General features: G+C 37.3%; 29 protein-coding genes. 17 read left to right on the top strand and 12 right to left on the bottom strand.

Annotated elements, in window-relative coordinates; all coding sequences use genetic code 11:
* Positions 1-932: 932 nt before the first annotated feature.
* The 8 genes from AC1MEO_RS19460 to AC1MEO_RS19425 all read left to right on the top strand — a co-directional run bounded on the left by AC1MEO_RS19460 (position 933) and on the right by AC1MEO_RS19425 (position 6941).
* A complete protein-coding gene (locus AC1MEO_RS19460) occupies positions 933-2438 on the top strand; it encodes a primase C-terminal domain-containing protein (RefSeq protein ID WP_480336251.1) in 1506 nt (501 codons plus the stop codon).
* A 143-nt stretch (positions 2439-2581) separates the two neighbouring features.
* Positions 2582-3430: a site-specific integrase gene (locus AC1MEO_RS19455; RefSeq protein ID WP_203341303.1), complete on the top strand. Its 849-nt coding sequence runs from the start codon at positions 2582-2584 to the stop codon at positions 3428-3430.
* A 150-nt stretch (positions 3431-3580) separates the two neighbouring features.
* Entirely contained in the window at positions 3581-4258 is a 678-nt protein-coding gene (locus AC1MEO_RS19450; protein ID WP_203341304.1) for a hypothetical protein, read from the top strand.
* 542 nt (positions 4259-4800) lie between these two features.
* Positions 4801-5133, top strand: a complete 333-nt coding sequence (locus AC1MEO_RS19445) for a hypothetical protein (RefSeq protein ID WP_203341305.1) — start codon at positions 4801-4803, stop codon at positions 5131-5133.
* Between the two features lie 107 nt (positions 5134-5240).
* A complete protein-coding gene (locus tag AC1MEO_RS19440; protein WP_290214350.1) occupies positions 5241-5495 on the top strand; it encodes a DUF1871 family protein in 255 nt (84 codons plus the stop codon).
* Between the two features lie 88 nt (positions 5496-5583).
* The gene (locus AC1MEO_RS19435) at positions 5584-5862 is read left to right on the top strand and encodes a hypothetical protein (protein WP_191716971.1); all 279 of its coding nucleotides are present in this window, start codon (positions 5584-5586) and stop codon (positions 5860-5862) included.
* 97 nt (positions 5863-5959) lie between these two features.
* Positions 5960-6643, top strand: coding sequence for a hypothetical protein (locus AC1MEO_RS19430; RefSeq protein ID WP_480336200.1), 684 nt, complete (start codon positions 5960-5962; stop codon positions 6641-6643).
* Between the two features lie 148 nt (positions 6644-6791).
* Positions 6792-6941 (top strand): hypothetical protein, encoded by a 150-nt coding sequence (locus AC1MEO_RS19425; RefSeq protein ID WP_480336198.1) that lies wholly within the window; start codon positions 6792-6794, stop codon positions 6939-6941.
* A gap of 330 nt (positions 6942-7271) precedes the next feature.
* Here AC1MEO_RS19425 and AC1MEO_RS19420 read toward each other — a convergent pair whose 3' ends face one another.
* Together AC1MEO_RS19420 and AC1MEO_RS19415 are read right to left on the bottom strand one after the other, a co-directional pair.
* Entirely contained in the window at positions 7272-8294 is a 1023-nt protein-coding gene (locus AC1MEO_RS19420) for a DUF4179 domain-containing protein (protein WP_480336197.1), read from the bottom strand.
* Entirely contained in the window at positions 8291-8854 is a 564-nt protein-coding gene (locus AC1MEO_RS19415; protein WP_480336195.1) for a sigma-70 family RNA polymerase sigma factor, read from the bottom strand. Before AC1MEO_RS19415 ends, AC1MEO_RS19420 begins: the two co-directional genes overlap by 4 nt.
* 349 nt (positions 8855-9203) lie before the next feature.
* On the opposite strand from AC1MEO_RS19415, the gene AC1MEO_RS19410 reads away from it, so the two are divergent.
* Together AC1MEO_RS19410 and AC1MEO_RS19405 are read left to right on the top strand one after the other, a co-directional pair.
* Positions 9204-9671: a hypothetical protein gene (locus AC1MEO_RS19410; protein ID WP_191716957.1), complete on the top strand. Its 468-nt coding sequence runs from the start codon at positions 9204-9206 to the stop codon at positions 9669-9671.
* Between the two features lie 162 nt (positions 9672-9833).
* The gene (locus AC1MEO_RS19405; RefSeq protein WP_191716958.1) at positions 9834-10028 is read left to right on the top strand and encodes a hypothetical protein; all 195 of its coding nucleotides are present in this window, start codon (positions 9834-9836) and stop codon (positions 10026-10028) included.
* Between the two features lie 879 nt (positions 10029-10907).
* Here the strand turns inward: AC1MEO_RS19405 and AC1MEO_RS19400 are convergent.
* Positions 10908-11696 (bottom strand): lipid II flippase Amj family protein, encoded by a 789-nt coding sequence (locus AC1MEO_RS19400; protein WP_225218506.1) that lies wholly within the window; start codon positions 11694-11696, stop codon positions 10908-10910.
* Positions 11697-12094: 398 nt separating this feature from the next.
* Here AC1MEO_RS19400 and AC1MEO_RS19395 point away from each other — a divergent pair, with 398 nt between their 5' ends.
* Positions 12095-12457 (top strand): hypothetical protein, encoded by a 363-nt coding sequence (locus tag AC1MEO_RS19395; protein WP_480336193.1) that lies wholly within the window; start codon positions 12095-12097, stop codon positions 12455-12457.
* Positions 12458-12655: 198 nt separating this feature from the next.
* On the opposite strand, the gene AC1MEO_RS19390 is transcribed toward AC1MEO_RS19395, so the two are convergent.
* The 4 genes from AC1MEO_RS19390 to relB form a co-directional block, all read right to left on the bottom strand.
* Positions 12656-12877, bottom strand: a complete 222-nt coding sequence (locus AC1MEO_RS19390) for a DUF3006 domain-containing protein (RefSeq protein ID WP_480336192.1) — start codon at positions 12875-12877, stop codon at positions 12656-12658.
* A 2-nt stretch (positions 12878-12879) separates the two neighbouring features.
* Positions 12880-13725 carry a ComEC/Rec2 family competence protein gene (locus AC1MEO_RS19385; protein ID WP_480336190.1) on the bottom strand — a complete coding sequence of 282 codons (846 nt, stop codon included), beginning with the start codon at positions 13723-13725 and terminating at the stop codon, positions 12880-12882.
* Positions 13726-13964: 239 nt separating this feature from the next.
* A complete protein-coding gene (locus AC1MEO_RS19380; protein WP_191715263.1) occupies positions 13965-14228 on the bottom strand; it encodes a type II toxin-antitoxin system RelE family toxin in 264 nt (87 codons plus the stop codon).
* Positions 14229-14234: 6 nt separating this feature from the next.
* The gene (gene relB / locus AC1MEO_RS19375) at positions 14235-14447 is read right to left on the bottom strand and encodes a type II toxin-antitoxin system RelB family antitoxin (RefSeq protein WP_480336189.1); all 213 of its coding nucleotides are present in this window, start codon (positions 14445-14447) and stop codon (positions 14235-14237) included.
* 127 nt (positions 14448-14574) lie between these two features.
* Between relB and AC1MEO_RS19370 the strand changes: the two genes are divergently transcribed.
* A complete protein-coding gene (locus AC1MEO_RS19370) occupies positions 14575-15894 on the top strand; it encodes a hypothetical protein (protein WP_480336187.1) in 1320 nt (439 codons plus the stop codon).
* A 95-nt stretch (positions 15895-15989) separates the two neighbouring features.
* Here the strand turns inward: AC1MEO_RS19370 and AC1MEO_RS19365 are convergent, their stop codons facing one another.
* Both AC1MEO_RS19365 and AC1MEO_RS19360 read right to left on the bottom strand, forming a co-directional pair.
* Entirely contained in the window at positions 15990-16373 is a 384-nt protein-coding gene (locus AC1MEO_RS19365; RefSeq protein ID WP_480336186.1) for a hypothetical protein, read from the bottom strand.
* 71 nt (positions 16374-16444) lie between these two features.
* Complete coding sequence (locus AC1MEO_RS19360; protein ID WP_480336184.1) at positions 16445-16663, bottom strand: hypothetical protein; 219 nt, start codon at positions 16661-16663, stop codon at positions 16445-16447.
* A gap of 599 nt (positions 16664-17262) precedes the next feature.
* Between AC1MEO_RS19360 and AC1MEO_RS19355 the strand changes: the two genes are divergently transcribed.
* Both AC1MEO_RS19355 and AC1MEO_RS19350 read left to right on the top strand, forming a co-directional pair.
* Positions 17263-18276, top strand: a complete 1014-nt coding sequence (locus AC1MEO_RS19355; protein ID WP_480336182.1) for a hypothetical protein — start codon at positions 17263-17265, stop codon at positions 18274-18276.
* Positions 18277-18406: 130 nt separating this feature from the next.
* A complete protein-coding gene (locus AC1MEO_RS19350; protein ID WP_480336180.1) occupies positions 18407-18787 on the top strand; it encodes a hypothetical protein in 381 nt (126 codons plus the stop codon).
* A 705-nt stretch (positions 18788-19492) separates the two neighbouring features.
* On the opposite strand, the gene AC1MEO_RS19345 is transcribed toward AC1MEO_RS19350, so the two are convergent.
* A complete protein-coding gene (locus AC1MEO_RS19345) occupies positions 19493-20329 on the bottom strand; it encodes a nucleotidyl transferase AbiEii/AbiGii toxin family protein (protein WP_480336179.1) in 837 nt (278 codons plus the stop codon).
* Positions 20326-20919 carry a type IV toxin-antitoxin system AbiEi family antitoxin domain-containing protein gene (locus AC1MEO_RS19340; RefSeq protein ID WP_480336177.1) on the bottom strand — a complete coding sequence of 198 codons (594 nt, stop codon included), beginning with the start codon at positions 20917-20919 and terminating at the stop codon, positions 20326-20328. The genes AC1MEO_RS19345 and AC1MEO_RS19340 overlap by 4 nt, the downstream gene beginning before the upstream one ends.
* 365 nt (positions 20920-21284) lie before the next feature.
* On the opposite strand from AC1MEO_RS19340, the gene AC1MEO_RS19335 reads away from it, so the two are divergent.
* Entirely contained in the window at positions 21285-22589 is a 1305-nt protein-coding gene (locus tag AC1MEO_RS19335) for a hypothetical protein (protein ID WP_480336175.1), read from the top strand.
* Positions 22590-22800: 211 nt separating this feature from the next.
* A complete protein-coding gene (locus AC1MEO_RS19330) occupies positions 22801-23427 on the top strand; it encodes a DUF1643 domain-containing protein (protein ID WP_480336249.1) in 627 nt (208 codons plus the stop codon).
* Between the two features lie 301 nt (positions 23428-23728).
* On the opposite strand, the gene AC1MEO_RS19325 is transcribed toward AC1MEO_RS19330, so the two are convergent.
* Complete coding sequence (locus tag AC1MEO_RS19325; protein ID WP_480336173.1) at positions 23729-24343, bottom strand: recombinase family protein; 615 nt, start codon at positions 24341-24343, stop codon at positions 23729-23731.
* A 307-nt stretch (positions 24344-24650) separates the two neighbouring features.
* On the opposite strand from AC1MEO_RS19325, the gene merR reads away from it, so the two are divergent.
* Positions 24651-25052 (top strand): Hg(II)-responsive transcriptional regulator, encoded by a 402-nt coding sequence (gene merR, locus AC1MEO_RS19320; protein WP_191715282.1) that lies wholly within the window; start codon positions 24651-24653, stop codon positions 25050-25052.
* The last annotated feature ends 3 nt before the right edge of the window (positions 25053-25055 follow it).

Raw genomic sequence — 25055 nt, 5'->3', positions numbered from 1 at the left:
ATTTTTATCTTCTAAACAAACTTCTACCTAACAAACTTCTACTTCTGTATATATCTGATAATAACACAAGTGGAAGTTCGTGAGAATATAAAGTTAAATGTAATACAACTGTAATATTTGATGAAAGATCTAACCATAAGTAGAAAAGTAGAAATATCTACTTATGTGAGGATGAACTTGTTATTAACGTAAGTAGATAAGTAGAAATATCTACTTTTGTGAGAATAGAGATAGTTCTAACATAGGTAGAAAAGTGGGAATATCTACTTCATTTATAAACTGAGCTTAATTAGCTATAAGTAGAAAAGTAGAAATATCTACTTATGTGAGAATAGATTTATTATTAACATAAGTAGAAAAGTAGAAATATCTACTTGCGTTAAAATGAATTACTTTATAACAGAAGTAGAAATATCTACTTCTGTTATAAAGTAATTAGAAGAAATTTTAGTTTAAACCCTTAGGAGACAATGTTTGTAGACAATATAAAGTGCTCGTAAATTATCACGCTAACTACATAAGTAGAAAAGTAGAAATATCTACTTGTGCGAAGTTCAAACTAAATATTACGTAGGTAGAAAAGTAGAAATATCTACTTTTGTGAGAATGAAAAATATTCTAGCACAAGTAGAAAAGTAGAAATATCTACTTGTGCAATAATAATGATATATTCTCACTAAAGTAGAAAAGTGGAAATATCTACTTATGCTAGAATGCTCTCGTTTATAACATAAGTAGAAAAGTAGAAATATCTACTTATGCGAAAAAGAATTTTATTCTAACAAAAGTAGAAAAGTGGAAATATCTACTTTTGTGCCCTTGGAAACCCTGATATAACGCTATTTACAGACTCTATTCATTGCTTTAGGTTATGAGGTAGAAGGAAATCTGTAGAGTTATTATTGGATAGGGAAGGGGGCTGCTTTGTGTTAATGATGACTAATGTTTTTGAAATACTTCTCCATGAAGGAATCCATAGTTACAAGAAAAAAAACTCATCTGCCCCTCTTCCTCACTTAATCGAAGATCAGAAACAAACAAAGAAACATAAAAAAGGTGCGATTGGCGTTACGCGTTCCAAGGAAGATCTATCGACACCTGGTGGTGTCAAAGGGTACGTGATTACGTCGAAAGAGACTCTCTTGGAGGATTCTGTTGAACTTTCTCATTGGACCCCCAATGTACACAATTACTTAGGGTACGTCGATAAAGAAAAGTGGCATCTCAAGGGACACACCGAAAAGAACCTGCAGCAAATCAATACGTTCGTTGTCGACATCGACACGAAGAAACAGCCGTATACGGAAATTCTGACCGCTTCGCTCGATTACAGCGTGGGAATTCCAACGATGGTCCTGGAGACGCCGAAAGGGTTTCAGGTCTATTTCGTGCTGGAAACGCCGCTGTTCATCAGCAACCAGAACGACTACCGCGGCTTGAAGGTCGCGAAACGCATTTCCGAGAACATCCGGCGCAGCTTGGCCAAGGTGTTGCAGGGAGTGGATCTTTCCTGCAATGACTTTGGCTTTTTCCGCATGCCTTCAGAAGACAACGTCCGCTGGTTCTCCGAAAAGATGGTCTTTTCCCTGCACAACCTGATTTCGTGGTCGAAACGGCAAGACGATGACCAAAACCGTGGATTATTCGTCGTGGAAGCGAAAGAGGAGGCACTTGATCCGACACACGCCGAGTGGTTCCGCGAGTTATTGGCCACCCGTTACGTAAAGGGAAGCGCGGGGCAAATCGGCCGCGACAACTTGATGTACACAATCGCCTTGGCTTGTTACAGTGCCGGAAAAGGACAGGGGGAGACACTGGATCTGCTAGACGAATACAATTCCTCCCTTGAAGTGCCTGTGCGTCACAGTGAGGTTCAGAAAATCGTCAAGAGCGCCTACAAGGGCCGCTTCAAAGGTGCAAGTCAGACTTATATCCAGGAGTTATTAGAAGCCTGGTTGCCAGGGAAGGATATTCCGGTCACGAATCACCTCGGAGGTTGGTACAAATTCAAGAAGGATCGGAAGGATCGCGTCCGCAGCCACTACGACGAGTGGGAAGAGGATCTGCTTGCCTATATCCAATCGGAGACCAGTACGGTTCAGCCAATCAAATGGACAACCCAGAGCGCATTATGTGAAGCCGTCGGCATCCCCCGCAGCACGTTCAACGAAGTGGTCCGCAAATCCAAGAAACTGCTGATCAAACGAACCGGAAAAGGGCGCAGCGCACAGACGGGATTGACCTCTGTCGCCGTGCTTCTTCAGTGTGCTCTTGAATTCAACCAGCAACATCGTGCTCTGTACTATGAAGCAATCTCGTTAATGAACGGCTCACGTGAGAACGCAAGCGCTCTGTGGGAGCTTGAAGTCCAACTGGCTTTGCTGACAAGTTTCCCTGAAAACCGTTCTTCAAATGGAAAAAAATTCAATTCTTCTTAATTGTCCAATCTGCCAATACATATCTGTATACGTGCTCTTTTTTGAAATCCTTATTTTACCTACTGGTTTTTTTGTGCCTTAACGAATTGATTTTGGGGATCTTATGTCGACCTGTTAAACTAAATGTAAAGAAGGGCAGGGGAATGAAGATGCTGTATGGCTATGAGGAGTATCGATTAAAAGAAGGGATTTCTCCTGGTACGCTGGTGACGGAATTGGAATTGTTAAAGTCATTTGTTCGTTTTGTGAACTTGCGGAATGAGAAGCAGCTGGAGCTGTATGAAATCAAACCTGCGGATGTCCGGGCATTCTTGGATCAGGAGAAGGCGAAAGGGTTGAAGCCGGCTACGGTCAAACGGAAACTGTCCCATATCCGTCAGTATTTCCATTACTTGTGGAAGGTGGGGAAGGTGCCGGTTGATTTCATGCCTAAATTTGAATACCAACTGGTGATAGAGAAACCAGTGGCGCAGCTTGTGTATCTGGAATTTGTGCAGGAAAAGAAAAAGGTGCTGCAGCATCCAAATTTGATGTTGAATGCCAAGCTTTATTTCCTGTTTGCGATGGCCGGGTTTCGAATGCGGGAGATTGAACGGTTACGAAGTAGGCATTTTCATGATTTAGGGGATCGAGTGGAAATGAACTTTGTAACGTCTCAAGATGTTTTCTGGCAGCTGGTTTTTGAGGATCCGACAGACGTAGCGGTTATTGTACAGGCGATGGAGCGCGCGGTTTTTCGGGAGCATGATTACCTGGTTTCATCGGATAAGAAATACGGACCGGATTATGTGCGGAACAACATGAAGGATATCTATTCTGGTTTAACTGCGCTGTTACCCAAACCGTTTAAGACGGAAGAGGTTCGGATGGCCTATATTTACGACTTGTATAAGGTGCAGGAGAAGTCGTTTGATGAAATGGTGGGATTATTGGGAATTACGCCAACGTCGCTTACATCGGCTTTAAAGCTCGTTTTTGAGCGTTATAAGTGAATGTTGAATTACCAAATGAAATTAGGGAAAACTTTTGTTTAGTAATTTCATTTTAAAAAAGCAAATAGAGTTTAATTTTCTTCGCTCATTCCACGACTAGCGTTACAACTGATAAAGGTAATGGATGTTCATTTTGAAGGGGGAAGGTTTTTGAAAAATAAAAGAAATGCGTATTTAATAATAAATATCATTTTATTTTTAATATCTATAAATCCATTATGGCAATCATATCTAGATAATATAAAGTTAATTGAAATAGTACTGGCTTATTTACTAATTGCTATAATTTTCAATATAATGATTTTCGCTTCGGATTACTTATCAAATAAAATATTTAATTGGTATGAGAAGCGATTAAAAGCTAAATACACCTTGTATGAGTGGCTAGGTCACCCCTATCCATCGATAGATATAAAAAAACGATTATCCGATAAAAAAAATTTTACTGTAGAAGAATTTGAAGAGAATTGTAATATGATCAAAAAAGAAATCTCTTTAGAACTCAGAGATTTAAAAGGGTGGAAGAGCTATAAAAAGTACTTAGAACTTAAAATTAATAGCCCGCGCTTCCCTTCTCTTTTGAGTTCCTCTCAAAGTATATTAATTGCTTTAATTGGAGCCGCTGTAATCACTTTCTTAAATTTCTCAGATAAGAGCAATATACAATTAGTTATTAGTTATTTTTTTCTCTTAATAGCAGGGGTAGGTTTGGCAAAAGCAATTGATTTATGGAGTAGTATAATTGACCGAGACAGATTTCTACTTGTATTGGTCAATGAATATATTGAAGAAAAGGAAAATGAGATATTGCAGAATGAGGCAACCTAATATCCAAGTTTATATGTCTTTTCAGTTAGCTTTTATATGATTAAGGAAAAAGAAAATTTTTACTTATAAAAAGCTCAGGAGCCAATAAAGTAAAAAGGCACCTGAGCTTTTTGATGTAAACTGTTGTTTACATTATAATTTTTTTGGCTTTGGTGCGTTCATGGTTAGTTTTCAGTATTAGAAGAATAGTCTCTCTTAACGGTACTTGTACCTCTTTCGTTGTCTCGTTATGATGACGTCACCGCGGCCCTTATCTAAAAAAAACTAGAAGACATTGAAGAAGAGAACCGAAGTTTGAAAGAAGAGATGCGAAAGCGCGACTTCTTGTTCGTCGAAGTCTTGGAAGAAATGAAACACAAATTGAATCGGATAGGAGAGCATTAGCAGCAACTAGCTCACTATTGCTTGTGGAATTCAATATAGATGCGCCAGAATCCTCCTTATAGCAAAAAGAAAGTGAACCTCAGGCGATAACACCTCCAAAAGACACGCGAAATTTATGGGCAAGGATCTGGAATAAATAAGCGAAGGTAGTGTTCAGTGTGGAATGGAATTGGAATAAGACCAGTATTAATCTTCCTTATTCCTCTGAAAGTCTTAAAGCTCTTTTAGATGCCGTATGCAAGAGAGAAAACTCATTTCCTCAAGTAGATTTTTGCATGTGGTGCGATAATTTAACGATGGCTTGGAAAGATGAAGATTTAGATGAACAAGAAGAATTAGCTTTTGTTATTGCAAGAGATATTGAGTGTCAATGGGATTTGCATTGGTATGAGTTTTATTCTCATGAAAAGCTAATGAAGATGGACTTCTCCAAGTTAGAATTACCTCCCGATTGGTTTAAAGGATGGGCAGCTGAGTTAGATGGAAAATAACCAACAAAGACTAGGTTTTGAATGTAACTTAAGTGCAGTTAAGTTACATTCAACTATACATATAAGACGTTACTAAAAAGTTAAAACTATAGATTAGAGGGGCAGCTATGGATGAGTATAAAGTTGTTAAAAGTATCATTGATGAATGGGACCCGATTGGTTTATTGGACCCAGAAGGCCCTGAGAACGAATACAACCCTGAAATCAAAGATATTGTTGCACTCTTGCCTAATGTGGAATCGGTTGATGAACTTGCATTAAGAATCCGGCAAGTTTTCATAAAATGGTTTGAGATTTTTTTATCAATCGAAAAGTGCTATCCGATAGCTTTGAAAATATGGGAAGCTGCTAAAAAAACATAAGCTACTTATTATTGATTTTGAATGTAACTTAATGTGAATTAAGTTACATTCAGATATAGACAGGATGTAAATCAGAAGGAGGGGTATTTTGCTTAAAAAAATCTACTCGATTCTTTCAGCAATTTGTTTTGCTTTAATGATTTTACCGTTTGCACTTCCTTCTTCTCCAGGAAGCTTTGACCTTTTAGTATTTATCATGGAGATAAACTTCTATTTGCCGCTAATTTTCGGTGTAGCAGGGATCATTCTAGGATTACTCGGACTTAAAGGCAATGTAAGACTCTATTTAGTTTCGTTTAATGCTTGTGGTCTAGCCATATATCTATTCCTTACTTTTGTAGCCATCTATGGTTTTAAAGAACCTTAATCAGTTTTTTGAATGTAACTTATTAGCAATTAAGTTACATTCAGTTCTGCAATTTCTTTGGGTGGAAAACGGAAGACCGAAAATGGAGGTGCAACGGATGGAATACAGTGGTGGCTATTTTCTTCTTTCCTCAGCAAGTGCCAATCAACCCTTTTATCAAACCCAAGTGAATGATGGCGGATTCCACCTCGAAAAGCTGATTTCAATGGATGAGGAAGTGGGCGGTGTTTTTCCCAACATTTTTGACATTTGGGCGGACCGAAAGCCTAAAAGGCCGACACCCGTCTTATCTAAGTCGGTGCTGGATAAGGTCTTGGTATCCATGATATTTGGTACGCTGGAAGACGCACTGGAAGGCTATTGGGAAGCAAGACCCCAGGATTCATCGGTGAGTCTGGTCGGCATCAGCCTTGACGAGAAGCATCTTCCGGACTTTCACGACTGGCGGGACCCTATCAATGACGAAACTGGAGAAGAAGAGGGAGTCGTCTACTGCTTGAAAAAAAAGCAACCAACCAGCAGCGGTGGGATATTTGCAGGGTACGATATTGTAGGCTATGAGTTGGGCGGCCGGTTTCTCTCTTTCTTGGGTAATCATCTTTTCAAGGATTTTCTGGCATTTGATCCAAACCTTTCAATCAATACATACGGTTTGTTTCCGGAACTGCAAACGGCAGAAGCTCTTGCCCGTTACACGAATGAGGTGCTCGCTGAACAGGGAATGGCAGAAGAAGACTTGATGTGGCTACCATGGAAAATAACAATTTATGAAGGTTTATAAACGGAATTAAATCTTTCTTTTTTGAATGTAACTTAATACTAATTAAGTTACTTTCAAATTCCTGTCTTATAAGGACTTACGAAAAATAAAATAACCTCATTCTCTTTTTCAGTTATACTAATATTTAGAAATAGAGGGGGTTATTGGGGTGGAGAAAACGTTAGCTATTTATATCGCTTTTGGTGCAGCCATAGGATTCTTTTTCGGGGGGATCTGGGAGGCAATTGCGGCAATGGTCTTAATTTATATTGCGCTAAGAATTGATCATCTTATAAAAAAATTCGAATACAGAAGATAAACTCAACTAAAAAAGAATACGCAAATTAAAGGTCGTGTTCGAAAAAAAGAGCACGACTTTTTATTGAATTTGAATGTAACATAAGTGCAGTTAAGTTACATTCAAAATAGGAATTTAAAGAAAATGTTAAAACTATGAAGTGTCTATATACAGTTAAAATTCAAACAACAATTAAATCTTTTGCTAACACTGCTTACCTATTGTCAGATTATAGAAGTGTAAATCTGAAGTTAATATATACCAGAATTAACCCACTGAACAGACTCGTTTTTGTAAGAGTCTCTTTTTCAGTGGGCTATATAAATATCGGCTATTTATTAGTGTAAACTGTTACTTTAATTCAATTGTAACGGGACTCATAGAAGTTTCCTTATGCAAGTCTTCAGCTCCTTTTGAGTAGTAGATGATGGGCGTAATCGTCAGCGAAGTTGCTTCTTTGTTCAATGAGTAGATGGTTGTTTGGGATTCATTTGAAGTACCCTCATCATAGCTGATACTCCCATTTCCGCTAACTTCATATACGTTTCCTAAATTATCTTTCGCTTCAATCATTTCGATAGAGACAAACGACCACTCTTTCAGAACGGTTTCGTCAATTTCATATCCGAAGTCCAAAACTGCCGCTAGTTCAGATTGCTCCAATGACTTCATGGTTAACGTAATCCCGTCTTGTTTCGTTGATTCATCCAACGGAATAAGGCTAGTGGATAGACGGGAAAGTGCGAATTCAAACTTCCAATCGCCGTCGATTTTCTCATTCGTCTGGGTATTGGTCAATGATTTGGGAATCCATTGAACATGAATTTTGTTCGGACTTTCTTTCTCGAAGTCGGGGGACACTTTTTCTACTCCCACGTATGTGGTAGCGTTAATTTTTTCAATCGAGCCAGTTCCACTCATTCCATTTGCTTCTTTGATGTCAATCCAACCCTCTGCTCGTGGGCTTACTCCGAGTGCATGCTCTGTTTGAATGGCATAAGTAACCATGACATTGGTTCCGTCATAAACAGCATCCTTGATCATGACATCAACTCCGTTGCTCGTCTGGACCTGTTCCACGACTGTCGCAAGATCTCCATACGTATTGGGAAGCTCATCGTTTTCGAAGTATGCTAAGACATTTTGGAGGAACGGGACTTGTCCAGCAATTGTTGGCAGTGCAAAGTAACTGGCTGAAACAAGGCTTATTCCTAATATGGCAGCCGCCATGATTTGTTGAACATAGGCTTTTTTCTTGGGTGTCTTCTTAGCGTGTACATGCGCTTTGATATTCTTTTTCTGTTGTTTGGATAAAGGTTTCGGTTCAAGTTGATCGATGTCTAAATCAAACTGGCGTTTCAATCGATCGTTCATATGGATCGCTCCTTTAGATGGGGATGAATCGCGAGTTTTTTCTTTCCGCGATATAATCGATTTTCAATTGCTGGCACAGTAAGATGAAGTATTTCCGCTATTTCAAGGTTCGACAAAGACTGAAAATACTTCATGATAAAGATATCGCGATCGATGTCAGGGAGTGTACTCATTGCTAGCAATAACAGGTTCGTTTCTTCTTTTTTTAATAAGTGCAATTGGGCATCTTCATTAGTCGGATGCAGGTAAAGCAATTCCTCATTGGTTTCACGTGCTCGTTGTTTCTCAAGCTGGCGGAACCGATCGATGGCTTTGTATTTCGCGACTGTTCCAATCCACTTTTTAAAATCTTCAGGCTCCCCCTGAAACTGGCCTGCATGTTGCCAAACCGTCAAAAACACATCATTTACACATTCATCCACTGCTTCCTTGCTTATATCCGATAAAATTTTATAGCAAATTGCATTGATCAGAGAAGAGTAGTGTTCAATGATGTAGTCGAGAGCATCTTCTTTTTGCTTTTTTAATCGTTTCACAAAATTGGCCGCATTACTTCTCATGTAAATTCTCCTTCTTGTCGAAAAGCTTCTTCACTAACTATATCGAATCTCGATAGACATAACTCTCACCTTTTTCTGTATTAATAAAAAAGAAAGTGCAAAGCATAAAAATTATAGTTCGGGGGAGAAGTGAGACGGATGGCTCATAGGGCAGAACCAAAAATCAATGATCTACAGGGACTCATGTAACAGCATCTGCGAAGTAATCTGAACGAATTGAAAAAGCCTCTGCAAAATCCAAATGGAAATTTTGAGGCAAAGACTAGAATTTGAATGTAACTTAATGTGAATTAAGTTACATTCACTTTCCCGAAAGAATTACAGCGGAAAATGAATATAGGAGGTTGTTATGGAAAAACTCTATACAAAGAGAGATTTAGAAAACCTGGAAGATCGGTTTGAATTTTTATTTCCAGTTCCTTATGAATCGGATACGATACCAGACAGATTGAAGGAAATGCGAAAAGTTTCTTTTGACGCAATCACTAGCCAGTTAATCCAGAACGATTTTTCTTTGATTGTATGTATTCCCCACCTGCCAGTAGTTAAAGTATTAAAGCAAGCCGAAGTGCTTAGTACAAGCCATTCGTTTAGGTTCTTAAGAATACCGTCTCAAACTTACAATTCTGCCATCGAAGAATTTTTAATGGAAAACTCTACTGACTTAAAGTTTTTTTGGATAAAGGATATTCAGAAGTTGCAGTTCGAGTTGCCAAAAACCAGTTACGAAAGAATAAAACTAGTGAACATGAATCAAAATGAAATTTATAGTTTTTGGCTAGAAGATCGAGAATGTACAATTGCAACGTGGAATTAAATGCGTCTTGCCAATGCCTTATTTAAAATCTTTTCTTTTGACTTTACTTAATAAAATAGCCGAAAAACGAATGTAACTTAATGCTAATTAAGTTACATTCGCTTCTAAGATTTATTGGTCACCCCAGCACGTAAATAATCTAATGAAAAGCGAGGTAGAAATATGAGCAAGTATCACTTAAATCATGCTTTGATAGTTATCTTTTTTACAGCCATTTTAATTTATGATCTTTCAACAGGCGGATTTATTTTAACGGTAATCGCTGGTCTTTTAGGAATTACTTTGATCATCATAAATCACAAAAAGAACAGAAAATCTACACGAACCACTCCTAATAAAACGACTACCGGTAGTTAAATAGAAACAAAATTTATTGGACTACCGGTAGTCATTCAAAAGGCCAGATAAGAGAGCTCTCCTATCTGGCCTTCGTTGTTACTCTGCCTTATTTTCAAACTCTATTTTCTTCTGATTGCACTTTTTTACTAGGATGTTTAATTCTCCAAAGGAAAAACATAGTTAGTAAAACATAAAATACTGTAGCAATAAGAAAAAAGGGTTTATTTTGAGAATAGGAAAAGGAATGACTAGTGAATAAGATTAGAAAGTACACCGTCCACATTCCGACGATTTGAAGTAGCTGGTTCATGAGATTAGATTTAAACATGTCATCGTCCCTTTCGCTAGAAAAATTTTAATAATTTACTTGATATCATATATACCATTTTTCTCCAGTGAGGTTTCGTTTTTTCTCAAAATCAGATTTTAAAGTTTTTGAATGTAACTTATTAGCAATTAAGTTACATTCAGATTCAATGTTTATAACCCTATGATTTTCAGTTTATAAGCCAAGTATTGCTATGAAAATTAATGTGAACACGAAACTTGCAACGATGGACATTACCCAATGAGTCTTGTTCGTTATTCTTAAAAGTTTATTCACGATAAAATTAATGATGAAAATAGCTAAAAAGACGACAACGAACGTTACTAGAAAATAAATGAACAATTGGTTTCTCCACCTTTCATACATACGCTAAAGAAATAATAATTCACTTTTTTATACCTATTTATTTCCAGTAAGGTTTCGTTTTTTCTAAAAATGAATTTCATATGGATTTTTCTACTCAATCTGAATGTAACTTAATGCTAATTAAGTTACATTCAAATTCATTAACGACAAGGCTTGCTTTAAGAGCTTCTAAAGCAATACTTTGGAGAGGTCTTACCCTCTTATTAAGCAATAATTTTTGCAAACCAAGCTACATAATGGGCTCCTGGAATAAAAAGAATTTGGGCAAACACTGTGCCTAGTAGCCTTGAACTCATCATCATGACAGAAGCTCTTTTTAGCTCAGAATAATTCCCTTTTTTATTGATGACATCGTCGGCTAAAATGGAGATTTTAGGATCAATGAATATGATCAATAACATTGTAGCTATACCGTTTATCAATCCCGAGGCCATAATTGCCGTTGTTTTATACTCAGGAACCAACAAACTAGCATATAAGGCCGACAAAACCCCAATTGTATAAACAGCCGTAATGACGACGTTGATTACAAATAATTTTATCGGAATCTCTCTTATCCCTATTCCTCGTAAATAGGACAGGCTTGGCTTTCGTATATATTTGAATCCACGACGCATATAATCGAACGTAAAGCCTTTTTTCAATAAATTTGGGATGGAGCCTCTTTCATTCGCCAAATGAATAATAGCTCTAGAAAAAATGGCTACAAAAGTAGGCAAGCAGATAATGCCTAGTAAGGTACCTAGCGAAGCTGAACCTATGAGGATTCGGAATTGGTTTTCAACAAATATGAAAGCATTATCCGAAGGAGCTTTATCGATCAAACTCCCTGTAAAAGGTTGCTGCATCATATTTGATAACCTTGAAACCATCACCATTACATTAAAAAGTGATAAAGCTGATGCTAATAAACGGACGCGCGCCCCAGAAAGGCGCACTGCATAGGCTAATGTTTCGATTGAATGAATGATCAGGATGAATAGAGCGATCATGATGAGTTTTTCTGTTAATAATTCTATTATTTCCACCTGCCCAATTTATATTGTTAGATTTGGACGTTTTGCATTTCAGTAAGTTTCTTCAAAATTTTATAAAAAAAACCAATCATAAAAATCTGTCTTTGAATGTAACTTAATCCTAAGTAAGTTACATTCAAAACCCCCATTCCATTGACTTCTCAAAAAAGAACGAAGAAACTAAAATTACGAGAAAAAAAGATACATTCAAACCGTTGATTCCACTGGGCTCGAAATTCCTTGGCTGCGCTCTTTTTTCTTTTAACCAAAACATCTTGAGTAGTTCGCTACATATATGAATTAACCACTTAAAGACATACTTTACAATCTAATAGTACTAGCAAACAGAAATGACCATAAGGGGAAAAGGGTTTATGAAGAAGAAGCTTTTATTGGTATTATTGATTGTCAGTGTTGGCATTAATTTCTTTCTGTTGGGGGATTGGCTGCTATTTAAATATGGGACCCAGCCGACAGTGGAAGAAGGAATCGCGTTAAGCGAAATGGTCCAGAAAACGGTGAAAAGTGCCGATTACCAAACGATTGCGAGCGAGGAAAAGATTATTGCAATTGACAGGTTCATGGACAAGTCAAAAGGGGGCGCTTTCCCCTATTACTTTGCTGTAAATGTTTACACGGATACGCAAACACATATTTTTTCTTGTACGGATGCTGCATGTTCTACCATGGAAAGTGCAGGAACCATGTATTCGATTTACAAAGACGAAGACCGATGACTGCCCTTTAACTAATAAAAGTCTTGAAAGAAGTACCACTATGTGAAATAAGCAGAGTGAAATTAAAGCTGCCGTTTCCTTAGACTGAATGTCACAAAAACGGATACCATCTCTGTCTAGAGACGGTATCCGTTTTAATCTGCATATCTTGCTGCTTTTTTCCTTCAAATTTAGTTAAAGCAGAATTAGCAGGTGGATTTAATCTTCCCAAAGCTCATCCATTAACTCTTCGATCTCTTTTCTTCGCTTCTCGGTTTCCTCATTAAGAAGGGTCACTCGATCTCCATTGATTTCAACAAAGTCACCCGGCTCCGCTGTGGCTGGAAAGATGCTCTTGTCGAAGTCGCGAGTCATCCCTTCAATTTCAACAACTGCAATGTTCTCCTCAAACCGATCGATGATTCCTTTTAAGGGCTTCATGATTATTTCACCGTAGCAACTGTGATTTTGGTTCCGGTTGAAGTGAAGATAATGTTGCCTTTTTGGTCCGTCCGATAGATAGTCGTCTTATACGGCTTGTATCGGTTCAGCACTTCAGTGGATGGATGGCCATACGAATTCTTTCCAACGCTAATCACCGCATATTTCGGCTGTACGACTTTTAGGAAGTCCGCATTGGAGGAAGTCTTGGCTCCATGATGACCGACCTTAATGACATCGGCAAGGAGCGTCTGCTTGGCCTTAACCATGTCTGATTCAGCTGTTTTTTCGGCATCACCAGTAAACAGGAACTTGTTCTTGTTATAGGTGATATGAAGTACAGCACTCCAATTGTTTAAATCGCTTTTCCCATAGTCGCGTGTCGGTCCGATAAACTTGGCCGTCCCAGTCTTCAGAGGAAGTTTCACACCGGCCTTGGCTGTCTTGATAGTCAGTTTCTCTGCCTTGACAGCAGTCAGGAAATTCTTATAAGCATCGGTCGTATGGGCCACTTTCGGTGCATAGACCGACTCGACTTTGTAGGCTTTGAGCACTTCATCCAGCCCACCCAAGTGGTCAGCGTCAGGATGCGTGGCAATCATAATCTCAATGTCATCGACTTTCTGTTTCTTGAGATAAGCAATGACTTCATCTCCCTGTCCTTGACGCCCACCGTCAATCAGGACGTCCTCGCCGCCCGGCATCTTGATGTAGGTAGCATCACCTTGGCCGACGTTAATAAAATGTACTTTCATTGTTGGGGTAGCCGCCGTCGAAGCGGAAGGCATAGAAACAAGCCCAGCCAACAGGATGACGGACATAAGGATACTTAGGGGCTTTTTCAACAAATCTCCTTCTTTCCTGTAAGTTATTTACATCTTCATCATAAGCTACGAAGATCCAACCGACAATACATTTCTTCTGGTTTTCTTGAGTATTTTCAGCATTACAACGGAACAAGCAATGGAATCTAAAAAAGATGACCCCGGCCCAATACCGAAGTCATCTCCTCGCAGCGTAGCTGCAGGGTGCTTTTATTAAGTTGTCCATTAAATGGGGCACAGTTCAGCAGAGACGTATCTGTTTTTTATTCGTAAATATCTTTTCGATGTCCGACATCGATGATGGTAATAATGATTTTTTCGTCTTCGATTAACGCCAGGATGCGGTAATCACCCACACGGTAACGCCACTTGCCCTTGTGGTTTGCGACCAAAGCCTTTCCATGTGTTCGTGGATCGCTGGCATCCTGCAAGTTCTTTTCGATCCAGCCAATCAGGAGAGAGGCCTGGTACCGGTCCATCTTTTTTAATTTCTTCAACGCGACATCTGAAAAATGAACAGCATACATCGTCTGTTATAAACCTAATTCTTTTTTGACGTCATCCAAGGAATGGGTTTTTTCCATATTGGCAAGGACCCGGTCAAAATTCTCTACGTCGATTTCATCCTCAATCTTTTCAATGATGGCATTTCTCATTAAATCAGAAACAGATGTCTTTTTTAGTTTGGCGTAGTCGCGGATGAGTTTGCTGTCGCGATCATCCACACGCAAGGAAATGGTGGCCATGGATAAAACCTCCTTCAGTTCTTTGTAATACATTGTATTACAAATTCTCTTGTTTGTAAAATGATTGACCTCAACCTCTTTATGTAAATAGTATCTTTATAGGTTCTATCCATATACAAGTATCAGTATGAATAATAGAAGAATACGCAGCATTATACAGATTTTATTGGGTACCGAATTTATTGAAAATGAAGATGCTTTAACTTTACCTTTGAAACGTCATCATAATGGTGGAAAGTCATTGAAGATTATGGAGGATTTTTTTAAGATTGTTGACCATTATTGCGGCAAAATTTCTTTACCAGAAAGCTTAAATTCATATCAGTGGTTCAAGAAACTCTATTATGAGAGTAACGTAGGGTATATCGACTCGGGATTTTATAGAGAAGGTTTTTCGGATCACAAGAAAATAATTTGCAGCAAGAGAATAGATTACCGCGAACTGGGCTGTTCAATACTGATTTTGGATGGTACAGCTTCTTGTACAAGAAAAATTTACAACGAAGAATTCGAAATTTATTCTCTGCCAATCCATACAAAATATGAACGAATGACGATATACCAGAGAAGCATAAATACTTCTGCCAGTAAACGGAGAAGCTCTTCTCAATCAGTACAACGCTTGATTGCAAATGACATACATAAAATTCAAATGGAAAAAGGAATTAAGCCTTTTCCATTAATGAATAAATTTGAAGTAAAAGAATACGTCAAGCTCAATGCAGTTAGTAAGGAAGAGTATGAACAATATTTTCAGGTTTCGCTTTTGGATGAACAGACCTTACCGATAAATATTTTAAATACAGTTGGGAAAAATCATTTGGCAGATCGCAACAGCCTGTACTTAACCTCGTTGCCGAACCGTCCTCCTAGCTACTATCAAGCCATAGCCATCAGTTTGCATAAAGATGGAGACATACCGTTAAACTTGTCTACGAATAAGCAGAATACGAAAACTAAAACATGGTTTGCAGATGAACGTGTGGAAGAGATTTATAAGGAATGTTTGCTGGGCGAAATAATCCAAATTATACATCGTAGTAATACCCGCAACCTGATGGTACCTTCCAATGAGAAAGTTCACATCTTTATTGCCACTCAGTACGATAGTTTAATACAACGGCTACTGGAATCTTTAGATAAAGAAGTTAGTTTTGAACGTAATAATGTAGAAAAACTGTCCGATTTTACGAAAAAACTTGAAAGAGAAGTCGCGAAAATTACAGAGAAGATTAAAAGAGAGAAAATTACCTTGCCTAAATCAGTAGGTAGAATCGAAGATGGCGCAGTAATGAAAAATATGTTTCAAAAGAACTGGCCAGACAATGAAAAAAGAATGCAAATTAAAGCGGTTTTTCGACAGCATAAGTTGGACGTTATTGAGGTACCAACAAAAACTAATCCTGAAAAGATGGAGAAAAGAATTGTGCACTTTGTAGAAGATTGAACTGAACCCTCTTTTAGCTAGAATTTATTTAAGTGCTTAATATTTGGAGAGAAGACCAGAAAAAGATCTGTTCTTCTCTCTTTTAACTTCCGGGTTTAGCTATCCCAATCGAACATACAATGGGCGCATCTGCTATTTGCTACGACACCATCGCATATCTGGCATCTATAAGATTGACTGTAAGAAGGACGCACAGCATATTCGAAATCAGAAATATCTATAGCACGGTCGAACTCATTTCTGGAAATGCGTTTCTCTGGTATAGGAACTTCACCTTGTGTCGAAACAGAAAAATAATCTGTGAAAACTTCAGTAATCGATAAGATGAAATACTCTTTAAAAAAAATGCCGGCTTCGACGCTTTGATTTACTATTTTCCACGAATTTGAGCCAGGTTCAACATTTAAATTCCATCGGTATTCAATTTGATTGCCATCTTTACAATGGATTACGTAATTTTTGTAAGGTTCTATTATCATATTTTTATGTCTCCTCTAATAGCAGTTTTTTAGATAGGGACCGAGTAGATTTCAACTCAGCCCATATAAATTTAATTAGCAAGATATACAGTACGAATAACAGGATTTCGGGAATTCGTAGAATCAACGATGTATATAATGCCCTCATATTCTCTTTTTTCAATTCCATTCATACTGAAAAGATGGTTGCTAGCATTAACGTTTGATTCAATAAATGTCTGAATAAATTCAGCAGATTCATCTGTAATCCTTTCTTTAAATCTTTTAATTGCATGGTTAGTTATAGTCATTGATATTCCTCCTTAGTCCTGAGTGATTATTTTTAATCTTCACAGAATCCTCCCGGAGGGAGTTCTTTACCAATTTTAAGTGGTTTATAAATTTACTTATATAGAGTTATTAGATTCACTTTTGGCATTTTAAAATGCTTTAGCATGGTAAATTAAGGAATAGTTATCATGAAAATGTGATGTTGTTTGGGGAGTAACTACAAATAAGTGGCCTTTTTTGCTGCTAATATGGACTCAGTTTTATTGAAGGATTGGATTGGAAAGATTAACATCAATATTAATGAGGTATTGTCGATTTATATGATACTTCTTAGTATGAAGTTTGCGCATGGAACCGTTTTTAAAATTTATGGACATTGAAGTCGATGCATCATGTTTCTTGTAATCTAAGAACATGGTAATTTCGGTCTGAAAGAGCGAAGTGACTTCCATCTCCGCATGCGACGGAAAACTTCGGAAAGATTTTCTTTTTTACTAGAGCTTGCATAATATCTGTAATAAACTGAGTGGTAGGGAAGGTCTCTTTTCTATTTATTCATTTGCCCAAAATATTTTACGCTCACAGATTTATAAATCAAACAGAGAATGGAGATAAAATAATGGATTTAAGTAACTTAATCGCAACCATAGTAACTTCAACCGCTGCCCTAATAGCGATTATAGGTGGATTTTTGATTAGCAGAGTTATCACCCTTGCAAGTGAACAAAGTGGAATAAGAAGAAGATTAAGAGAAATACGGAACGACGTCTTTGCTAAAGACATGATATTGCGAGATTTAGAAACTAACTTATTAATTGAAGATGGAGTAGATTTCGTTGAGATTTATTATAAAAAAATAATTTTTAAAGGAAAGTCAATAGACGATATTTTAACGGAAGAAGAGGGATTTAGAGGAAGAAAAATAAAAGAGTTGGAACCATATGTACAGGAATTACATAATGTGTATCGTGATATATCTGAATTAACAGACATGGGAGATAAGATGAATGAAACTTTCAAGGATTTTGCAGATTCTCATGAATTCAAATTTCCTCACAGAAAATATTGGTACAAATTGTTGTTTGACGAGTTGGAACTAATAGAACAAGAGAAAGCGAAAGAAATGGAAAATGCAAACTTGCCTTGGGTAACTGCCATAGCAGGACAAAGTTTTAATGTCATTAGTACGAGTGTTTCAAATATAGAAACAGAAAAATATGAACGAAAAAAAAGAGATCGTACTAGATTAAAAGACGAGTTAACGGTTCTGCGAATTCAATTTACAGAACAAAATCAAATTTTTGAGGACTATGGTAAACCGAAAGGGCTGTGGTGGGGATTATTCGTTCTCGCCTATGCAAGTATTGTAGGTATTGCTTACCCAGTATCACTTTTACCTTATGTAACAGGAACTTATGATGATGCAACTACGAAAACATTCCTTCTAGGATTGTTTTATAGCCAATTGGCTGTTTTATTCATCTATTTAGGTATTTACATGTTTGCGTTAACAAGGAAAGAGGCAGAGCCAACACTAGATTTAGATACTGATGACATAGACGCCTTAAAACGTAATATAAAAGAAACGAGAAGATTATTTTTCCTTCATTCTGATATGAAGAAAAATAGATGAAACAAAAGTACCCGCTTTACATAAATTGATGAATGTAAAGCTATTTCTCAATGAAACTATTAGATACAGAATAAAATAGCTAAACGCAAGAATTTCCGTCGTAAATCATTTTAAAGTGAGGTAGAAAAATATGATAAATTTAAAAATTGATCAAGTAAGTATCGGCAATTCATATGAATTCGAAAACCAGTGCGGTTACTCTAAAGTATCTAAGCGGTTAGTTTATATTCGTTTGAAAGAAACTAAAGAAAAATACAGGTTTTTCATATACCTAGATCCAAAGTTAAAGGAATGGAGACCTCAACAGTCAAATCCTATACATGCAAGCTTAGAGTGTTCAATTTGCAAAGAGAAAGGTAAAAAATATGATAAAGGAAATATGTGCAACGGATTAGAAATAAAAGATTTAGAAGATATTTGGAATAAAGTAAAAAATAAAGGTCAGGTTAAATTCCAGTTAGTTCATAAATTGAAAATGAATAAAAGAACATACGGGTATAGAACTCTTTAATAAAACTTTTGTAAATCTCCCTTTCTAATTTTTTGAGAATACTTCAAAAAACCTTCCAAGAATATGGAGAGTTTTAATGAAGAATAGAATTTTTTAATGATAAAAGTCAATTGAGTTTTACGAACATTTGGAGCAGCTTAGCACTTCAAATGAAAAATCTGTTGACGCGTTTTTTGACCGGCATAACCTCAAAGTGGTGGAAGCATCCCTTGAATTAATTCAAGGAAAAGTGGAGCCAACAACTTTGCAACTCTTTAAGTTAGGGAGCAAGTTATTTCTCACTCACTTAGAGAAGGTTTTTTTGATGTGAAAAATTCAATAAAAGCATAGAGGACAATCAGGAGGAATTCTCAAGAGTGATTAAGTTTCTTCGGAGAAAAGATTCAAGTTGCGACGAAGCCATTAAACAGTTAGAGGAATTTATCCGAAACAACTATCGAGTGGCTACTTTTGTAGAAATTTAGAAATGGTTTGTGCGGCCGTTATCTTTCGATATTTGTCAATTGGCAAAAAGAATACAACAAAATGACAATCTTAGCTTCATAGAAGAATGTCGTCAACAGAAAGAATTAGAGTTATAAAAAACCGAAAGGAATTATTCCTTTCGGTTTTTCTAATATTAATTAGTATAGGAAATAGAGGATTGTGATAAATAAAGCTGCATTCCCCTAATTCGAGGAAATGCAGCTTTATCTACTAATAGGTTTAATGACTCCTTTCCCACAAATGAATCACTGCCTGCTCAATCGCTTGCCAGGTGATATCCGCAGCATATGGATATTGCTTCTGATACCGATTCCATAATTGCGCCATATGCTCGCTTTCGAAAACTTCCCTTAAAATCGCATCGCCTTCTTCCAGTAAACCACCCGATCCGCGGTGGTTTGCGGTAGAGAGGAGTGCTTTTTTTACCTGGCCGGCCAGCAAGTTTTCTTCCTGAGTACCGAACAAAGCATAGATGTCGTAGAAGTCTCGAAGTCTGGTATTGGCTGTCCCACGAGAAATCATCGTCTCCAGCTTTTCGGCAAGTACCGTTTCAATCGTGTAAGCGAGGATGTCGATTGTTCGCTCTTCCAGCAACAGCCGGTAGTGATACTGAATTTCTTTCGGCGTGATTTTGTCACCTGTCGTCAAGTCCACTTTTAGAGGCAGACGCACTTGATCCATTTGTGCAAGTATGGACAAGCGGAAGCCATTATACTCCGCTTCGTCCCGAATCGGTTCCACTTTTTCTAAACTTAAGGTGACACCATCTTCAAGGGGGGTGGCCACGATATCTAGGAATGCTTTTTCAATGGCTTCCCGGTTCATGGGGTACCCTTGGATGGTTGCATCCATGTCCATGGTGGAACGCAAATCTACCCCGATTAGGGAAGCTACGAGGACACCGCCTTTTAGCACAAAGTGCTGATTAAAATCCGAATGAACAATTCGCTCAAGCAAACGCTCGAATAGATAATTTCGGAGAAGCAGTTGTGGATTGATTCCTTTTTGTTTGGACATATTTTTAATGAGGTCTTTCACTTGGCGCGAGCTCTTCACAGCAGAATCTCCACATATTTTCGAATTGGGGTAGATACCCGCAACTGTTCAGCGTAGCGCAGCAGCTGCGGAATATTCTTCTCTTTCCGCGCTAAGTAACGCTTCATGCTGTCGTTCAATAGGTCGGCATCCACTTTGTTCCGCTGTCTGAACAGGTCACAAAGCGTCCGTTCCGCATTGTAAAGTCGAATCGGCCGGCCATGGATTGTAGCGGTTTCGGTTACGCCAAGCTCATGCCATTCTTTTTTTACTGAATAGACCTGTACACCGTTGTCAGTGAGAAGCTGACTGTGATATCCCAGTGGTACGGTAACGGAATAAGTAATCGGGTCCCTGTCCGTTAAGTCGTGCAGATACAGCGCCGTTTCGTGAGAAAAGATCAATTGCGGGCTCCGTGCCTGCAGTATATACAGATCGTCTCCCAATGTGTCAGGGGTCACGTAAATACCGTGACTGACACGCTCGATCACACCTTCTCGTGCCAATACCGTTAGATAATGCCGGGGAATTCCCGCGGCTTCAGCATCTCGCGTCAAGACGAGGCCATCCTGCTGCTTGATCAAGTCGAGGAGTTGAGTTTTATACGGCATCTATAGCACCCCTTTTTTGCATTTATACTTATATTATATAAGAATTAAGTATAAATGCAAAAATTCTAGACTTAACAGTTCTTTTTAATCTCTAAATTCATGCGGAATGTAAAGATGATAAAAAAACGACCCACCGTGGTCCGCATTGTGAAGAGGCGTGGTGGGTTCTATAAATACCAAGATATATTTAAGCATTTGAAGCGTCCATTTTTTCTTTTGTTCTATTAATAGAGGATTAACAGTAGTTATAGGGAATTACTTCTAAAGGGATTATAATACATTTTAGTGAATCAATATAATTAAGTTGTCGTTATAATTGTATTTCACAGGATGGCAATCTCTTAACTAAAGAAAAGGGGAAAGAAATGAGTTATTTATATATTGATGAAAAAGGGCCGCAAGAAACAATAAGAGCATCGAATCCTTATAACGAAGAAAAAAAGATTAAATTAGGAAATGACAACATGCATGTTTACGTTGCTGATGTAATAAAAATCAACAAAAATAGTCTTTCCGTAATTGAAGAGAATTATAAGTTGTTAGAGAAAAAATACATAGCTTCTAGAAATTTTGATAAGGAATTAAAAGGAAAAGATATTTTGGATAAGAATTTTAAGTTCGGAATTGCCAGCATGAAAAATCGAGAGATAGATTTTTATAATTCATTAATTGATTTGCTGCATGAAAATCAGGTAGATAATTTATTATTGTCTATAAATAAAATGTCGTTAGTTGCTGACAATCGGCTAACACACTGGATACTTGAATTAGAAAAGAAAAGGTTTATAGAATCAGCTTGGCTGCTAAAATACTCCTTGGTTAAATATTTAGAAATTGAAGCGAGTGCTAGTGTGATTCTATCCATTTTCGATTCGAATAAAAGTAACAGAGAAGTTCTTACAGAAATACAAAAAGACTTGGGAGCTTTTATCGAAAGAAACAAAAATATCAATAGAATGAGAGGGCAAATAGGAGAATATAAGATGTTAATCCAAACTATTAAAACCAAGAAGCATTTAATTTCAACTTCTTCATTTGAGGAAGTTTTATTTGATTGGGAAAAGTTGAGCTTTGATATTGACTTGTGGATGACAGAAATGAGCCAAAATACCAAATTCCATATACAATCTACTGAACTCATCCTTGATGAGGGAATACCTTTACAACCATTTAACAAATTTGATTTCTTATCAGTTAAAGAAGAAGAAGATTCGGTTGATCATGTCGGACTTCGGATTTCTGATGTTTTGATTGTATTTATGGGTAAAATGATTTCCAAACTAGCGAATGACGTAAGATATGATAAAAAGCAACCCGAAGAAAGAAAACTGCTCTCCAAATCTTGGTTTGCATTAGAAGAAAAACAGTTTGAGTTGTTAAAAAAAATGAAGGAGTATTTTTTTCCTGATAACTCAACCTACTGTTTTGTAGTGGATGTCTATTTTGATGATGCAGCCTTACTGCAAACTTATTTTGAATATGTCAGTACTTATGAATCATTTGATAGCTATAAAGCTCAGGCTGAAAACCATGTAGATAATCACTTCACACATTTTTTTGCAGTACTCAATTCTAGATGGGCTCTGGCAATGAGAAATGAAAAAGTGATCAGGAAGGAACACGGAAGCATGTTTGCTGCCATAGAAGCCGGAGTAATGCGTCCTCTATGAATGAATTATAATTATATTGAATCTATAAAAATCAGTTCAATACTAGATTGAGCAGAATTAATTTCTCATTTGTATTTGCTCTTAACCAGTGGATATATCTAAAAGATAGCTTTGAATTTTTATTAATTATGCTTTTCATATTAAAATAGATTATTTATTCAGCACTTTATGTTTCTTATAGTAACCAAATAGGGGTGAGAAATTGTCTGTAATGTACGATTTAAAAAAAGTTGATCAAGCTTTAATTACTACTGACGAGGAAACTCTTCTAGAAGATGTAGATGTCCGATATTCTCTAACCATTCCATTTTTAGATCGAAAAGAAGGCTTATCAGTAGGTATCATATTAATGAATCCATCAAAAGCCAATAAGAATATATCAGATAGTACTATTAATAAGCTAATAAAATTCTTTTATGACTATCAGGTAAATAAACGCCCAATTAAAGATATTACCGTTTGCAATATTTTACCCATCTATGCCAGTAATACAAAATCAACTATGAAAAAAATTAGGGATTTACATTCAGCAAATATTCTAGATAAAGTTCAAAATTGTAATGAAGATAAGCTGAAATTGAAAATGGAGAATAAAAATCTAATAGTATTAGCATGGGGGAAACCAGGAGTTAGAAGTATACCTAATTTACTTTATTACAAAGAAGTTCTACGCGTTGTTAATTTAGTTTCTACATTACACGGGGATACTTCATATGTCTTAGACATTGAAAATGCTAAGAGCACTTTTACTGAGAATGGAGACTCACGGCACGCTGGACGTTCTGTTACTTTAAAGGGTTTGATAAAGATAGAAGCATCAGAATTGTTTGGTCTATAAAAACTGTAGTTCCATTTTGAACATCCATTGATTAACTTGTTCTGTTGTAGGAAGCTGTTTCTTCTTTATTTCACAATTGAGCCAAAGGAAGGGCGTTGAAAAGCGTTAAAACGTTGTTGGCTGTCAAATGTGTATCAATTGTAAGTTCTAAATAGTTATGAACATTTTGATAGGCTGTTTGAGTACAAAATATTTGTTTGGACACTAAGCATTAATAATACCTACTTAATTGAATTATACCTAAGCGAAAAAGAGGATTTCAGTAAATTGAAATCCTCTCTTTATTTGAGTTTCTTCTATATTATAGTGTAACGGATTCTTCTTCTAATACTCTCACTAATTTATAGAAGCTCGTCTTTTTCACTCCAGCTTCCTGCATGGCTTCCACAGCAGTTAATTCTTTTGCTTTCCATTTTCTATAAACCTCTTTGAATTCTTCGGAGACAACGACAGGGGTTCTGCCAAACTGAATGCCATTTTGCAATGCTAGGTCGATTCCTTCCCGCTGACGTTTCCGGATGCGCTCCCGTTCCTCTTCAGCCATCCAGGAAAGAATCTGCAAAACCAAGTCTGCAATAAATGTTCCCATGCTATCTTTATATTGAGTTGTATCCAATAACGGCATATCCAACACCACAATATCTGCTTCAATATTTTTCGTGAGGTCATTCCATTCCTGGAGAATCTCTTCTTTGTTCCGGCCGAACCGATCCAGCGAATGGATATACAAAATATCTCCTTTTCGAATAACCCGTTTTAGCAGCTGATAGTTCGCACGCTCAAAATTCTTCCCACTTTGCTTGTCCAAATAAATGTCCCGTTCAGTGATACCCATTTTCCGCATGGCTTCCAATTGACGGCCTTCGTTTTGATCCTTGCTGCTGACGCGTATGTAACCAAATTTGCGATGTTCCATAATTCACCTCTATAAACGATTCTTTTCCTCTCATTATACCTGAAAAGCGTTCGTAAAAGTGTATGCAATTTCGCGAACGTTCGTAAAGTCGTTTGACACGTTTACGAACGCTCTTTTCGGCCATTTTCAGCCCTTTTCAAAGCGTTCGTAAAAGTGTACTTTTACGAACGCTTTATTTTTAATAAATGACTATTTTAAATCTAGTTTTAGTAACTTGAATTTTATATATAAGAAGAAAGTATTGAAGTGTAGCTGTTTGACCATGTACCTAAGTACATGGTTTATACTTTCTCTGAGGTGAAGAAAGTTGAGCTATCGAATCAGTGAACTTGCAACCCTATGTGAAGTGAATAAGGAAACCATCCGGTACTATGAACGAAAAGAGCTATTGCAAGAACCGGCCCGGAATAATTCGGGGTATCGGATTTATTCAAAGGAAACGGTCAAACGGGTAGGATTTATCAGGCGACTGCAGGAACTGGGATTTTCGTTGAATGAGATTTATAAATTGTTAGGGGTGGTCGACAAAGACGATGTGCGCTGTGAAGATATGTTCGATTTTGTTTCCAGAAAAGAAGTGGAAGTCCGAAAGCAGATTGAGGATTTAAAGCGTGCGGAACGGATGCTGAGCGAGTTGAAAGAGCGGTGTCCAAATGAAAAAGAGCTGCATGAATGCCCGATTATTGATGTTTTGATGGAGGAGGAGTAGAAC

The sequence above is a fragment of the Planococcus sp. BI3 genome, assembly GCF_056680115.1.
This window is presented reverse-complemented; position numbering and strand designations above follow the sequence as displayed.

Excerpts from the sequence above, each read along its gene's own strand:
- AC1MEO_RS19460 (WP_480336251.1), top strand. The coding sequence starts at position 933 with ATGATGACTAATGTTTTTGAAATACTTCTCCATGAAGGAATCCATAGT.
- AC1MEO_RS19455 (WP_203341303.1), top strand. The coding sequence starts at position 2,582 with ATGAAGATGCTGTATGGCTATGAGGAGTATCGATTAAAAGAAGGGATT.
- AC1MEO_RS19440 (WP_290214350.1), top strand. The coding sequence starts at position 5,241 with ATGGATGAGTATAAAGTTGTTAAAAGTATCATTGATGAATGGGACCCG.
- AC1MEO_RS19430 (WP_480336200.1), top strand. The coding sequence starts at position 5,960 with ATGGAATACAGTGGTGGCTATTTTCTTCTTTCCTCAGCAAGTGCCAAT.
- AC1MEO_RS19420 (WP_480336197.1), bottom strand. The coding sequence starts at position 8,294 with ATGAACGATCGATTGAAACGCCAGTTTGATTTAGACATCGATCAACTT.
- AC1MEO_RS19415 (WP_480336195.1), bottom strand. The coding sequence starts at position 8,854 with ATGAGAAGTAATGCGGCCAATTTTGTGAAACGATTAAAAAAGCAAAAA.
- AC1MEO_RS19410 (WP_191716957.1), top strand. The coding sequence starts at position 9,204 with ATGGAAAAACTCTATACAAAGAGAGATTTAGAAAACCTGGAAGATCGG.
- AC1MEO_RS19405 (WP_191716958.1), top strand. The coding sequence starts at position 9,834 with ATGAGCAAGTATCACTTAAATCATGCTTTGATAGTTATCTTTTTTACA.
- AC1MEO_RS19400 (WP_225218506.1), bottom strand. The coding sequence starts at position 11,696 with ATGATCGCTCTATTCATCCTGATCATTCATTCAATCGAAACATTAGCC.
- AC1MEO_RS19395 (WP_480336193.1), top strand. The coding sequence starts at position 12,095 with ATGAAGAAGAAGCTTTTATTGGTATTATTGATTGTCAGTGTTGGCATT.
- AC1MEO_RS19390 (WP_480336192.1), bottom strand. The coding sequence starts at position 12,877 with ATGAAGCCCTTAAAAGGAATCATCGATCGGTTTGAGGAGAACATTGCA.
- AC1MEO_RS19380 (WP_191715263.1), bottom strand. The coding sequence starts at position 14,228 with ATGTATGCTGTTCATTTTTCAGATGTCGCGTTGAAGAAATTAAAAAAG.
- relB (WP_480336189.1), bottom strand. The coding sequence starts at position 14,447 with ATGGCCACCATTTCCTTGCGTGTGGATGATCGCGACAGCAAACTCATC.
- AC1MEO_RS19370 (WP_480336187.1), top strand. The coding sequence starts at position 14,575 with ATGAATAATAGAAGAATACGCAGCATTATACAGATTTTATTGGGTACC.
- AC1MEO_RS19365 (WP_480336186.1), bottom strand. The coding sequence starts at position 16,373 with ATGATAATAGAACCTTACAAAAATTACGTAATCCATTGTAAAGATGGC.
- AC1MEO_RS19360 (WP_480336184.1), bottom strand. The coding sequence starts at position 16,663 with ATGACTATAACTAACCATGCAATTAAAAGATTTAAAGAAAGGATTACA.
- AC1MEO_RS19355 (WP_480336182.1), top strand. The coding sequence starts at position 17,263 with ATGGATTTAAGTAACTTAATCGCAACCATAGTAACTTCAACCGCTGCC.
- AC1MEO_RS19350 (WP_480336180.1), top strand. The coding sequence starts at position 18,407 with ATGATAAATTTAAAAATTGATCAAGTAAGTATCGGCAATTCATATGAA.
- AC1MEO_RS19340 (WP_480336177.1), bottom strand. The coding sequence starts at position 20,919 with ATGCCGTATAAAACTCAACTCCTCGACTTGATCAAGCAGCAGGATGGC.
- AC1MEO_RS19335 (WP_480336175.1), top strand. The coding sequence starts at position 21,285 with ATGAGTTATTTATATATTGATGAAAAAGGGCCGCAAGAAACAATAAGA.
- AC1MEO_RS19330 (WP_480336249.1), top strand. The coding sequence starts at position 22,801 with ATGTACGATTTAAAAAAAGTTGATCAAGCTTTAATTACTACTGACGAG.
- AC1MEO_RS19325 (WP_480336173.1), bottom strand. The coding sequence starts at position 24,343 with ATGGAACATCGCAAATTTGGTTACATACGCGTCAGCAGCAAGGATCAA.